Here is an 11,794-nt window from a genome sequence, read left to right on the forward strand (position 1 = left end):
CGGGCGTTGGTGAAGCCGGTCCAGGCCTCGGTGTACTTCGTGCCGGCGACCATCGCGTGGTGGGAGGCCCACTCGGCGAAGGACTCGTTGAGCCAGAGGTCGTCCCACCACCTCATGGTCACGAGGTCGCCGAACCACATGTGGGCCATCTCGTGGAGGATCGTGTTGGCGCGCTGCTCGTAGAACGCGTGCACCTGGCGGGAGCGGGGGAGGTACTCGTCGCGGAAGGTCACGCATCCCGCGTTCTCCATCGCGCCCATGTTGTACTCCGGCACGTAGAGCTGGTCGTACTTGCCGAACGGGTAGGGATAGTCGAAGGCGGTCTCGAAGTAGTCGAAGCCCTGGCGGGTGACCTCGAGCAGCTCGCCGATGTCGAGGTGCTGCTTGAGCGACTGGCGGCAGTAGTGGCCCAGGCTGATCTCGCCGAACCGGCCGGCGTAGGTGTCGAGGACCTGGTGGTACTCGCCGGCGACGAGGGCGGTGATGTAGGTCGAGATCCGCTCGGTCGGCGGGAACCGCCACCGTGCCTTGTCGTCCCCGAGCGGCGTCGGCTCAGGCGTCGGGGCGTTGGAGACGACCTTCCAGTGGGCGGGCGCCGTCACGTCGAAGACGAACACCGACTTCAGGTCGGGCTGCTCGAAGGTCGCGTAGACCCGCCGGGCGTCGGGCACCTCGAACTGGGTGTAGAGGTAGACGCGGCCGTCGGCCGGGTCGACGAAGCGGTGCAGGCCCTCGCCGGTGCGGCTGTAGGCGCAGTCGGCGCGCACGACCAGCGAGTTCTCCGCCGCCAGGTCGTCGAGCTGGATGCGGCTCTCGGCGTACGCCGTCGCGGGGTCGATCGAGCGCCCGTTGAGCGTGATCTCGTGCACCGTCGCGCCGACGAGGTCGACGAACGTCGAGGCCCCCGCCTCACGAGCCGTGAACTCGATGGTCGTCGTGGACGCGAACGTCGTCTCGCTCGTGGTCAGGTCCAGGGCGATCGTGTAGGACGTGACGTCGAGGAGCCCGGCCCGCGCTGCGGCTTCGTCGCGGTGAAGATTGGTGCCTGCCATGCGCGGCATCCTGCCACCTGCACGGGCGCCGGACGACACCGGTGACCCGGGCCTCTTCGTGCGTGGTGTTTGACTGGACCCATGACCGACGCCGACTTCTGGTTCGACCCGATGTGCCCGTTCGCCTGGATCACCTCGCGGTGGATCCTGGAGGTGGAGGAGGTGCGCGACATCAGGGTCACGTGGCACGTGATGAGCCTGGCCTACCTCAACAGGGACGGGGACGTCTCCGACGACTACCGCGCGAAGCTCGACCCCGGGTGGGGACCGGTGCGTGTCTGCATCGCCGCCGAGCACAAGCACGGCCGCGAGGTGCTGCTGCCGCTCTACACCGCGATGGGCACGCGCATCCACCGCGACGGGCAGGCGATCAGCCGCGAGCTGATCCAGGGAGCCGTCGCCGACGCGGGCCTCGAGCCGGAGCTCGTCGACGCCATGGACGACCCGTCGTACGACGAGGCGGTGGCGAGGTCGCACCACGAGGGGATGGACCAGGTGGGCAACGACGTCGGCACCCCGACCATCGCCTTCGAGGGCGCCGCCTTCTTCGGCCCGGTCCTCAGCAGGATCCCGCGCGGCGAGGATGCCGGGCAGCTCTGGGACGGCTGCGTGGCGGTGGCCAAGGTCCCCTACTTCTACGAGCTCAAGCGCTCACGGACGGGCGAGCTCGACTTCAGCTGACGCCGGTCACGACCCCGCCGCGGCGACGGAGGTGGCGGCGGTGACCGCCACCGTCGTCGCCGCGACCGAGGCGGCGATGGCGTCCTTGACGGCCTTCGCCGCCCACGCACCCTCCGCGATCTCCTTGGCCCGCGCCTTGACGTCGCCGGCGCGGGCGCCGCGGAGGTCGATGACCCGGTGAGCCTGCCCGACGGCATGCAGCAGCGCCACCAGGCCGCCGGTGCGCTCGTCGGGCGTCACGCCCTGCAGGAGCGTGGCCTCCACGGCGCGGCGTACCTCCTCCTCGTGCGAGGAGTCGGCGGTGGGCCAGGTCGTGTGCGGGAACAGCCCGAGGACCTTGCCCTCGCGCCGCTCCAGGATCCCGCGCTCCACCAGGCGTGCGGTGAGGGTCTCCTTGAGGCCCTTGCCGAGCCGGTTGACGACGTCCTGCGCCGTGCGCTGCCTCTCGGCCACCAGGGCGAGGGCGTCGTCCAGCACCGGGTCTCCCGTCCGGGCACCGGGGCGGGGCACGACGTGGGCGTTCTGCCAGAAGCCCTGCTTCTCGGTCACCGTGACGGCGTCGGCCAGGGCCAGCTCCATCAGCAGGCCGCCGCCCAGGATCGTCTGGGTGTAGCTGCCGGCCCGCATGGTGCCCTTGTCGTCGTCGAGCAGGAGCAGGAGCAGGTCCTCGGCGATGAGAGTGCTCATGGCTCCACCCTAGGCAACGGCCGGCGGGTGCGCGCCGCCTAGGATCGCGGCATGAGCAAGGTCTTGTCTGCCGTCGCCTGGCCGTACGCCAACGGCCCGCGACACATCGGCCACGTCGCCGGCTTCGGTGTGCCCTCCGACGTGTTCAGCCGCTACATGCGGATGGCCGGCCACGACGTGCTCATGGTCTCCGGCACCGACGAGCACGGCACGCCGATCCTCATCGCCGCCGACGAGGCGGGCGTGCCGCCCCAGGAGCTCGCGGACCGCAACCACCGGCTCATCGCCGAGGACCTCGTCGCCCTCGGCTGCAGCTACGACCTCTACACCCGCACCACCACCCGCAACCACCACGCGGTCGTGCAGGCGATGTTCACGGGGGTCTTCGAGAACGGCTACTTCCTCGAGCAGACGACGTACGGCGCGGTGTCGCCGTCCACGGGCCGCACCCTGCCCGACCGCTACATCGAGGGCACCTGTCCCATCTGCGGGTACGACGGCGCGCGCGGCGACCAGTGCGACAACTGCGGCAACCAGCTCGACCCGCAGGACCTGAAGGACCCCCGGTCGCGGATCAACGGCGAGACCCCGGAGTTCGTGGAGACCCAGCACTTCTTCCTCGACCTGCCGGCGCTGGCCGAGGCGCTGGGGGAGTGGCTCGACGAGCGCGAGGCGACCGGCACCTGGCGCCCCAACGTCATCAAGTTCAGCCAGAACATCCTCAAGGAGATCCGGCCGCGCGCGATGACCCGCGACATCGACTGGGGCATCTCGGTGCCCCTGGAGGGCTGGCGCGACAACCCGACGAAGAAGCTCTACGTCTGGTTCGACGCGGTGATCGGCTACCTCTCCGCCTCCATCGAGTGGGCCCGCCGCAGCGGCGACCCCGAGGCCTGGCGCCAGTGGTGGAACGACCCGCAGGCCCTGTCGTACTACTTCATGGGCAAGGACAACATCACCTTCCACAGCCAGATCTGGCCGGCCGAGCTGCTCGCCTACAACGGCAGCGGGAGCAACGGCGGCTCCACCCACGAGCTCGGCACCCTCAACCTGCCGAGCGAGGTCGTGAGCTCGGAGTTCCTGACGATGGAGGGCCGCAAGTTCTCCTCCTCCAAGAAGGTCGTCATCTACGTCCGCGACCTGCTCGAGCGCTACCAGCCCGACGCCTTCCGCTACTTCGTCGCCGCCGCCGGCCCGGAGAGCCAGGACGCCGACTTCACCTGGGCGGAGTTCGTGCAGCGCACCAACTCCGAGCTCGTGGCGGGCTGGGGGAACCTGGTCAACCGCACCGCCACCCTCGTGGCCAAGAACTTCGGCGAGCTGCCGGCCGCCGGCACGCTCACCGCCGACGACGAGGCCGTGCTGGCCTCGACCGAGGCGGCGTTCGGCACCGTCGGCGAGCTGATCGGCCGCAACCGGATGCGCCAGGCCATCAACGAGGCGATGCGTGCGGTGGCGGACGTCAACAAGTACGTCTCCGACTCCGAGCCCTGGAAGATCAAGGACGACCCGGAGCGCCTCGGCACGGTCCTGCACGTCACCGCCCAGTGCGTCAGCGACCTGAACACGGTGCTCTCGCCCTTCCTCCCCTTCTCGGCCAACGCCGTCGACCGGGTCCTCGGCGGGCCCGGCGACGTGCAGCCGATGCCGCGCATCGAGGAGGCCGACGACCTCGACGGCGGCCCGGGCTACCCGATCATCACCGGCGACTACTCCGCCCCGCGCGCGTGGCGCCGTACGCCGATCGTCGTGGGCACCGTGGTGGCGAAGCCGGTCCCCGTCTTCACCAAGCTCGACCCGACCGTGGTCGAGGAGGAGCTGGCCCGGCTCTCGGGATGAGTCGGGTCGCGTCACGGTTGGGTCTCGCCCGTTCCGCCGGACGCTCCGGCGGTGCACGATGCGTCCATGGGGACCCGCGACCGGCTCGTGCGCTGGACGATCCCGGCGGTCGTGGCGAGCGTCCTGGTCGTGGTGGCCGGGGTCGCGCTGCTGACCGGCACGAGGGACCGGGCCGACGAGCCGACCGGCGCCGCCCATGACACCCGGACCGTGACCTACCGCGACGTGAGCCTCGACGTGCCCAGGGCCTGGGGATGGGGGCGCGAGGCCGGTCCTGACTGGTGCGCCGACGTGCCCGGGGGCGAGCGGCGGTTCCAGGACGAGCCGTTCGTGCAGCTGCCTCCCGGAGTCGTGGTCCTGGCGATCGCGTGCCCCGAGGAGGAGGTCGTGCCGGCGGCCTTCGGCTCGGCCCCGCCCCGCCTGTGGACGCCGCACGTCGAGCTCGCCGACACCGACGTCGAGGGCGGGCCGCGGGTGCCCGACGGCGCGTCGACGCACCGGGGGTGGACGCTGACGGCCCGCACCGTGGGCGACGTCCAGGTGAGGGTGCTGGACGACGGGTCGGTGACGGACCTCGTGCAGCCGATCCTCTCCTCCGCCCGGGTGGTCGAGCGGTCGCCCGAGGGCTGCGAGGTCGCGTCGCCGGCCGTGGCGCCGGACCGTCCACGTCCCGGGCCCGCCGACATCACCGCGGTGGGCGCCGTCAGCAGCATCACGATCTGCCAGTACCGCCGCGGGACGTACGCCCGCCCGGGCCTTCTCGCCGTCCGGCGGCTCGACGGCGCCCCCGCGCAGACGCTCCTCGAGGCGATCAAGCAGGCGCCGGTGGGTGGCGGGCCCGACGACCCGGCGAACTGCGCGGAGGACGACTTCGGCGACCGGGTGCTCGCCCTCCACCTGGAGAGCCCCGACGCCGGCCGCTCGCAGGTGTACGTCGGCTACGCGAGCTGTCGTGGCAACGGCTTCGATGACGGCGTGGCCGTTCGCGAGCTGACGCGGGACGCGTGCCTGCCGCTCTGGGGCGAGGGGGTGGAGCTGACCGGCGGCTCGTACGAGGTCTTCCGGCGCTGCCACGACGACATGCCGGGCGGTTGACCCGCCGACTCCCTAGGCTGTGCCGCATGACCGCACAGATGCACCTGCCCCAGTTCTTCGTGAAGCAGAAGCTCACGCTGATGGTGAACCGGTTCGAGGTATACGGCCCCGGCCCCGGGGCCGGCCAGCTGATGGCGTTCGCGGAGCAGAAGCGGTTCGCGTTCAAGGAGCAGGTGACCTTCTACACCGACTCCACGCGCACGCGCCCGGTGTTCGGCTTCAGGGCCCGGGCCGCGCTCGACCTCGGCTCGGGCTACGACGTCACCGACGAGACGGGCGCCCAGATCGGGTTCTTCCGCAAGGAGTTCGGCGCCAGCCTGCTGCGCTCGACGTTCCGCATCGAGGGACCTGGATACGCCGGCACCGGCCAGGAGCGCAACATGGCGGTCGCCCTGCTGCGCCGCTTCACCGAGCTCGACTTCCTGCCCGTCCACTTCGACTACGTGAGCGACGACGGCGCCCCGCTGCTCTCGGTCAGCCGCCAGATGAGCATCGGGGACCGCTACACCGTCGACGTGCCCGACGCGCGGGTCGACTTCCGGGTCGCCGCCGCCGTGGCGGTGGCCATGGACGTGCTGATGGCTCGCTGAGGTGGCCGGCCGGCTGCTGGTGCTCGGCAGCAGTGGTGCCTGGCCCGGCGCCGGCCACGCGTGCAGCGGCTACGTCCTGGAGCACGCGGGCTCCCGCGTCGTGCTCGACCTCGGCTACGGCACGGTCGTCCCGCTGCTGGCCCACCTCGGCTCCGACGCCGGCGGTGGCGTCGACGCGGTCGTGGTCAGCCACGCGCACGCCGACCACATGGGCGACCTGCACGCCTACTTCCGGGCACGCTGGTTCGGCGCCCGGGGCGACCCGGCGGTGCCCGTGTACGCGCCGCCGCAGGTCCGCGAGCAGGTGCTGGCGGCCGACGCCGTCGACGGTCCCGATGACGGGCGGATCGACCGGGTGTTCTCGTGGCACACCCTCCCCGCGCCGCCGTACGACGTGGGGCCGTGGCGCCTGGAGTCGGTCGAGCTCCCGCACTACGTCACCAACGCCGGCGTCCGCCTGGTCTCCGACGAGCTCGTGGTGGCCTACACCGGTGACACCGGTCCCTCCTTGGCCCTGGCCGAGCTCGGCCGCGACGCCGACCTCTTCGTGGTCGAGTGCACCGACTACAGCCAGCTCGCGCAGCCGAGGAAGGAGCAGCTGCACCTGAACGCGCGCACCGCCGCCGAGGCGGCCCGCGACGCCGGCGCCCGCCGCCTGCTGCTCACCCACTTCTGGCCCGGTGTCGACCGGGCGCGCACGGCTCGTGAGGTCGCGGAGGTCTACGACGGGGAGGTGCTGGTCGCCCGCGAGGGGATGGTCGTCGGGCTCTGACCCGGGTGCGAGGATGAACGCCATGCGCGTCCACCTGGGTTCCGACCACGCCGGCCTCGAGCTCAAGGAGCGGCTCACCGAGTGGCTGCTCGACCACGACCACGAGCCCGTCGACCACGGGCCGTTCGTCCATGACCCGGTCGACGACTATCCGGTGTTCTGCCTGCGCGCGGCCGAGGCCGTCGCCGCGGACCTGGCCGCGGGGACCGACGCGCTGGGGGTCGTCATCGGCGGCTCCGGCAACGGCGAGCAGATGGCGGCCAACAAGGTCCGCGGGGTGCGCGCCGCCCTCGCCTGGTCCGAGGAGACCGCGGCGCTGGCCCGCGAGCACAACGACGCCAACGTCCTCGGCGTCGGCGGCCGGATGCACCCGGTCGAGGACATGCTGCGCTTCGTCGAGGTGTTCCTCGACACGGCCTTCAGCGGTGGCGAGCGGCACGTGCGCCGGATCGGCCAGCTCGCGACGTACGAGGCCTCAGGCGAGCTGCCGCCCCTGCCCGACAGCGCCCGGGGGCGCGGCCGGGGCAGCGATGCCTGAGGGACACACCCTCAGGAAGCTGGCGAACGACCTCACCAGCGCCTTCGCCGGGTCCGCGGTGCGGACCAGCAGCCCGCAGGGCCGGTTCGCTGCCGACGCCGAGTCGATCGACGGGGCCCTCGTGGTCGGGGCCGACTCGGTGGGCAAGCACCTCTTCGTGGAGATGTCGGGGGAGCGGTTCGTGCACGTGCACCTCGGGCTCTACGGGAAGCTCGCCATCCACACCGGCGTCGAGGAGGTGCCGGCTCCGGTCGGGGCCGTGCGGCTGCGCCTGGTCACGGCCGACGCGCCGCCCGGGGGCACGGCGTACGCCGACCTGCGCGGTGCCACCCAGTGCGAGCTCGTGGGACCGGCCAGGCGGGACGAGATCGTCGCCCGGCTGGGGCCGGACCCGTTGCGGGCCGACGCCGACCCCGCGCGGGCGTGGGCGCGGATCAGCAGGAGCACCCGCGCGACGGGCGACCTGCTCATGGACCAGGAGGTCCTGGCCGGGGTCGGCAACGTCTACCGCGCCGAGGTGCTGTTCCGGCACCGCATCCACCCGCTGCGCCCCGGCCGCACGCTGCGACGCGGCCAGTTCCAGGGGATGTGGGACGACCTCGTCGTGCTGATGGCCGACGGCGTGCGGAGCGGACGCATCGACACCGTCCGGCCCGAGCACACCGCGGAGGCGACGGGCCGGGCGCGTCCCGACCGTCGCCGCGGCGAGGTCTACGTCTACCGCCGCACCGGCCAGCCCTGCCTGCTGTGCGGCACCGCCGTGCGCACCGACGTGCTGGTCGGACGCAACCTCTTCTGGTGTCCCCGATGTCAGCCCGCGTTCCGCTCGCGCGCAATAGGCTCCGCCCAGGCGGAGCGAGGGAACACATGACGAACGGCGGCGCGGGCCGGATCGCGGCCCGCTCGGCCCGCTCGGCGCGACGGCGCTGGGTGGCGCTGACGCGCGCCGACGGCGCGCACCACCTGAGCTGGCTGGTCGTCGGGACGCTGCTCATCGCCGCCGTGCTCGCGACCTTCCCCGACTACACACCGCTGGTGCTGATGGTCGTGCCGCTGGTGGTCTCGAGCATCGTGCTGGGGCCCCGGTACCTCCCGTGGTTCGTCGTCTTCGTCCTGGCCGTGCTGGTCCTGGCCCTGACCAGACAGCCGCTGTTCACCGTGCGCGTGATCGCGGGGGTCGTCGTGCTCTTCGGCGTCGGACTCGTCGTGCTGATCGGGTCCTTCCGCCGGTCCCGGCTCGGTGTCGCGGGGCTGATGGGCGAGTCGATGTTCGTGGACCTGCGCGACCGCATCCTCAACCAGGGCGAGATCCCCGACCTGCCCCCGGAGTGGGAGGTCGGCAGCGAGCTCCGCTCGGCCGGCGGCACGGCGTTCGCGGGGGACTTCGTCGTGGCGTCCAGGTCGAGCTCGGGCGACCGCCTCGACATCGCCGTCGTGGACGTGTCGGGCAAGGGCGAGCAGGCCGCGACCCGTGCGCTGCTGCTCTCGGGTGCCTTCGGCGGCCTGATGGGGGCGCTGCCGCCGGAGGAGTTCCTGCCGGCGGCGAACACCTACCTGCTGCGCCAGGAGTGGGACGAGGGCTTCGCCAGCGCGATCCACCTCTCGCTCGACCTGCGCACCGGCGACTTCGTGGTCCGCTCGGCGGGCCACCCGCCTGCGGTACGGATGTCGGTCGGCACGGGGCGGTGGACGGTCCTGCCGAGCGCGGGGCCGCTGCTCGGCCTCATCGCCGAGGCCGACTTCGAGGCCGTCAGGGGCTCGATGAAGCGCGGTGACGCGATCATGCTCTACACCGACGGGCTGGTGGAGTCGCGGGGCCGCGACATCTCCTCGGGCATCGACAAGATGATCGGTCAGGCCGAGCGGGTGCTGCGCGGAGACTTCCGCGACGGTGCGTCCCGGCTGATCGACCGGCTGGGCTCACCCGACGACGACCGCGCCCTGCTGCTGGTGCACCGGCGCTGAGCGAGCGTCTCGCCCGATCCGGCGGTTTGGGGGTCGCGCGGGTGGGTGTGGCACGATGGCAGCGCACATTTGCCGCTCCTCGGGGGGCGGTCGGGTGCGTGCGGATGTAGCTCAATGGTAGAGCTTCAGTCTTCCAAACTGACTACGCGGGTTCGATTCCCGTCATCCGCTCCAAGGCAGGTCCGACGCCCGTCGGACCCGACTTGGCGGGGCGTAGCGTAGTGGCTAGCGCGCCTGCTTTGGGAGCAGGAGACCGCAGGTTCGAGTCCTGTCGCCCCGACTGCACGACACCTGGACAGCCACCGAAGACATGAGGAGACCACCTGTGAAGAGCGCCGTCGAGACCTTGAGCCCGACCCGGGCCAAGCTCACCGTCGAGGTGCCCTTCGAGGAGCTCAAGCCGAGCCTCGACAAGGCGTACAAGAAGATCGCCCAGCAGATCAACGTGCCCGGCTTCCGCCGCGGCAAGGTCCCGCCGGCCGTGATCGACCGCCAGGTCGGCCGCGGCGCCGTGCTCGACGAGGCGATCAACGAGGTGCTGCCGCAGAAGTACATCGAGGCCCTCCAGGAGAACTCCCTCGAGCCGCTGGCGCAGCCGGAGATCGAGGTGACGAAGTTCGAGGACAACGCGTCGCTCGAGTTCACCGCCGAGGTCGACGTGAAGCCCGAGTTCGAGGTGCCCTCCTATCACGGCATCGAGGCCGAGGTCGACGACGTCGCGGTGAGCGACGCCGACGTCGAGGAGCAGGTGCAGGCCCTGCGTGAGCGCTTCGGCACGCTGGTCGACGTGGAGCGCGCGGCCGCCGACGGCGACTTCGTGACCGTCGACCTCGCGGCCGCCGTCGACGGCGAGACCGTCGAGGGCGGCGAGGTCTCCGGGATGTCCTACAAGGTCGGCCGCGGGGGGATGCTCGACGGCCTCGACGAGGCGCTGGTCGGCATGTCCGCGGGCGACTCGAAGAGCTTCCCGTCCCAGCTGGTCGGCGGCGACCTCGTCGGCCAGGACGTCGAGGTGACCGTGACGGTCACCTCCGTCCAGGAGCAGGAGCTGCCCGACGTCGACGACGAGTTCGCGCAGCTGGCCTCGGAGTACGACACCGCCGAGGAGCTCACCGCCGACGTGCGTGAGCGCCTGGGCCGGGGCAAGCGCCTCGAGCAGGCCGCGGCCGCCCGCGACGCCGTCCTCGAGGCCCTGCTCGAGAAGACCGAGATCCCGCTGCCGGAGTCGCTGGTCACCGAAGAGCTCAACGCCCGCCGCCAGAACGTCGAGCAGCAGCTCGTCCAGGCGGGCCTGACCATGGAGAAGTACCTCGAGGACGAGGGCCAGACCACCGACGAGTTCGAGGCCGACCTCGAGCGCCGGGTCCGTGACGCCGTCGCCGCCCAGTTCATCCTCGACGCCGTGGCGAAGAAGGAAGAGCTCGGCGTCGAGCAGGAGGACCTCTCCCAGCACCTGGTGCGCCGTGCCCAGCAGTCCGGGCAGGACCCGCAGGAGTTCGCCAACCACATGTTCGAGCACAACCACATCCCCGAGCTCGTGCAGGAGATCCTGCGCGGCAAGGCGCTGGCCGCCATCGTCGAGACGGCGACGGTCAAGGACGCCTCGGGCAACGTGGTGGAGCTGAGGAACCTGCGCCCCGACGGCACCGTCGCCGAGCCGGAGGCCGAGGCCGTGGCCGACGCCGACTCCGAGGCCGAGGCCGAGGCCGAGGGTGGCGACGACGCCGAGCCCGCCGAGGAGCCGAGCCAGGCCTGAGGCACCGTGCTCACCGCCGCCGACCCGTCGCACCCCGTGCGGCGGGTCGTGTCGTCTCAGGCGTCGTGAGCGGGCACGACGACGCGCACGGGCTGGTCGGCGTTGTTGGTGAACCCACCCCGGTTCCACGCCGGGTCCACCCGCTGGACCCGGCCGGAGGCGTCGTGGGCCCGGGCACGGAGGCCGTGCTCGCCGGGCGTCGCCTCCCACGTGGTGGTGAAGCCGCGCCAGGCCCACCGGCCGAGGTCGGGACCGAGCTCGGCGTCGCTCCACGTCGTGCCGCCGTCGGTGCTGACCTCGACGCGCTCCACCGGGGCCCAGCCCGACCACGCGCGGCCACGCAGCGTCGTCGGCCCGGGACGTACGACGCGGGTGCGGGTCATGAAGTCGGGGAAGCCGGGCGGCTCGACCAGCGCGCGCGGCTCGATGCGGGTGACCGGCACGCCCTCCTCGCCGGCCTCCTGCCGGAGGCGGTAGGCGCGGTTCTGGTAGCCGTCGAACGGCTCGGTGACGACGCTGATGCGGCGCAGCCACTTGACGTTGCCCATGCCGTACCAGCCGGGCACCACCACGCGCACCGGGAACCCGTGCTGCGGCAGCAGGGGAGCCCCGTTCATCTCGTGCACGACCAGGGCCCCGGCCTCCGCGGCGTCGGCCAGGGACAGTCCGCGCTGGTAGTCCTGCTCCGTGCCCCGCTCGATGCCGTGGTCGAGGCCGGTGAGCACGACGTGGGTGGCGTCCGCGGTGACGCCGGCACGCTCGAGCAGCTGGACGAGAGGCACCCCGGTCCAGTCGGCGGTGCCCACGGCGCCGTTGAGC

The 11,794-nt window shown here is 72.1% G+C and carries 12 protein-coding genes and 2 tRNA genes; 11 read left to right on the top strand and 3 right to left on the bottom strand.

Annotation, left to right across the window (positions count from 1 at the left end):
- Positions 1-1,052 (bottom strand): M1 family aminopeptidase (locus QZX64_RS01770; RefSeq protein ID WP_295656460.1); only part of this gene is annotated, 1,052 nt, incomplete at its 3' end.
- A gap of 81 nt (positions 1,053-1,133) precedes the next feature.
- Between QZX64_RS01770 and QZX64_RS01775 the strand changes: the two genes are divergently transcribed.
- Positions 1,134-1,733, top strand: coding sequence for a disulfide bond formation protein DsbA (locus tag QZX64_RS01775; protein ID WP_295656461.1), 600 nt, complete (start codon positions 1,134-1,136; stop codon positions 1,731-1,733).
- Positions 1,734-1,739: 6 nt separating this feature from the next.
- Here QZX64_RS01775 and QZX64_RS01780 read toward each other — a convergent pair whose 3' ends face one another.
- Positions 1,740-2,420, bottom strand: coding sequence for a GPP34 family phosphoprotein (locus tag QZX64_RS01780; protein WP_295656462.1), 681 nt, complete (start codon positions 2,418-2,420; stop codon positions 1,740-1,742).
- A 51-nt stretch (positions 2,421-2,471) separates the two neighbouring features.
- Here QZX64_RS01780 and metG point away from each other — a divergent pair, with 51 nt between their 5' ends.
- The 10 genes from metG (at position 2,472) to tig (ending at position 10,975) form a co-directional block, all read left to right on the top strand.
- Positions 2,472-4,259 (top strand): methionine--tRNA ligase, encoded by a 1,788-nt coding sequence (gene metG, locus QZX64_RS01785; RefSeq protein WP_295656463.1) that lies wholly within the window; start codon positions 2,472-2,474, stop codon positions 4,257-4,259.
- A 66-nt stretch (positions 4,260-4,325) separates the two neighbouring features.
- The gene (locus tag QZX64_RS01790) at positions 4,326-5,354 is read left to right on the top strand and encodes a hypothetical protein (protein ID WP_295656464.1); all 1,029 of its coding nucleotides are present in this window, start codon (positions 4,326-4,328) and stop codon (positions 5,352-5,354) included.
- A gap of 26 nt (positions 5,355-5,380) precedes the next feature.
- Positions 5,381-5,944, top strand: a complete 564-nt coding sequence (locus tag QZX64_RS01795) for a hypothetical protein (RefSeq protein WP_295656465.1) — start codon at positions 5,381-5,383, stop codon at positions 5,942-5,944.
- A 1-nt stretch (position 5,945) separates the two neighbouring features.
- Complete coding sequence (locus tag QZX64_RS01800) at positions 5,946-6,716, top strand: MBL fold metallo-hydrolase (protein ID WP_295656466.1); 771 nt, start codon at positions 5,946-5,948, stop codon at positions 6,714-6,716.
- A 22-nt stretch (positions 6,717-6,738) separates the two neighbouring features.
- Complete coding sequence (locus QZX64_RS01805) at positions 6,739-7,254, top strand: ribose-5-phosphate isomerase (protein ID WP_295656467.1); 516 nt, start codon at positions 6,739-6,741, stop codon at positions 7,252-7,254.
- The gene (locus QZX64_RS01810; protein ID WP_295656468.1) at positions 7,247-8,125 is read left to right on the top strand and encodes an Fpg/Nei family DNA glycosylase; all 879 of its coding nucleotides are present in this window, start codon (positions 7,247-7,249) and stop codon (positions 8,123-8,125) included. The genes QZX64_RS01805 and QZX64_RS01810 overlap by 8 nt, the downstream gene beginning before the upstream one ends.
- A complete protein-coding gene (locus QZX64_RS01815) occupies positions 8,122-9,219 on the top strand; it encodes a PP2C family protein-serine/threonine phosphatase (protein ID WP_295656469.1) in 1,098 nt (365 codons plus the stop codon). Before QZX64_RS01810 ends, QZX64_RS01815 begins: the two co-directional genes overlap by 4 nt.
- A gap of 100 nt (positions 9,220-9,319) precedes the next feature.
- Positions 9,320-9,393: transfer RNA gene (locus tag QZX64_RS01820), tRNA-Gly, on the top strand.
- 33 nt (positions 9,394-9,426) lie between these two features.
- A tRNA-Pro gene (locus QZX64_RS01825) sits at positions 9,427-9,499 on the top strand.
- Positions 9,500-9,544: 45 nt separating this feature from the next.
- Positions 9,545-10,975 (top strand): trigger factor, encoded by a 1,431-nt coding sequence (tig, locus tag QZX64_RS01830; protein WP_295656470.1) that lies wholly within the window; start codon positions 9,545-9,547, stop codon positions 10,973-10,975.
- A 56-nt stretch (positions 10,976-11,031) separates the two neighbouring features.
- Here tig and QZX64_RS01835 read toward each other — a convergent pair.
- The coding region (locus QZX64_RS01835; RefSeq protein WP_295656471.1) for a molybdopterin-dependent oxidoreductase at positions 11,032-11,794 on the bottom strand (763 nt) is incomplete at its 5' end.

This window comes from uncultured Nocardioides sp., from assembly GCF_902805925.1.
Classification (GTDB): domain Bacteria; phylum Actinomycetota; class Actinomycetes; order Propionibacteriales; family Nocardioidaceae; genus Nocardioides.

What these genes read in the sequence shown, in the direction of transcription:
- QZX64_RS01815 (WP_295656469.1), top strand. Translation starts at nt 8,122, where the DNA reads ATGACGAACGGCGGCGCGGGCCGGATCGCGGCCCGCTCGGCCCGCTCG.
- QZX64_RS01805 (WP_295656467.1), top strand. Translation starts at nt 6,739, where the DNA reads ATGCGCGTCCACCTGGGTTCCGACCACGCCGGCCTCGAGCTCAAGGAG.
- QZX64_RS01780 (WP_295656462.1), bottom strand. Translation starts at nt 2,420, where the DNA reads ATGAGCACTCTCATCGCCGAGGACCTGCTCCTGCTCCTGCTCGACGAC.
- QZX64_RS01810 (WP_295656468.1), top strand. Translation starts at nt 7,247, where the DNA reads ATGCCTGAGGGACACACCCTCAGGAAGCTGGCGAACGACCTCACCAGC.
- QZX64_RS01795 (WP_295656465.1), top strand. Translation starts at nt 5,381, where the DNA reads ATGACCGCACAGATGCACCTGCCCCAGTTCTTCGTGAAGCAGAAGCTC.
- QZX64_RS01790 (WP_295656464.1), top strand. Translation starts at nt 4,326, where the DNA reads ATGGGGACCCGCGACCGGCTCGTGCGCTGGACGATCCCGGCGGTCGTG.
- QZX64_RS01775 (WP_295656461.1), top strand. Translation starts at nt 1,134, where the DNA reads ATGACCGACGCCGACTTCTGGTTCGACCCGATGTGCCCGTTCGCCTGG.
- metG (WP_295656463.1), top strand. Translation starts at nt 2,472, where the DNA reads ATGAGCAAGGTCTTGTCTGCCGTCGCCTGGCCGTACGCCAACGGCCCG.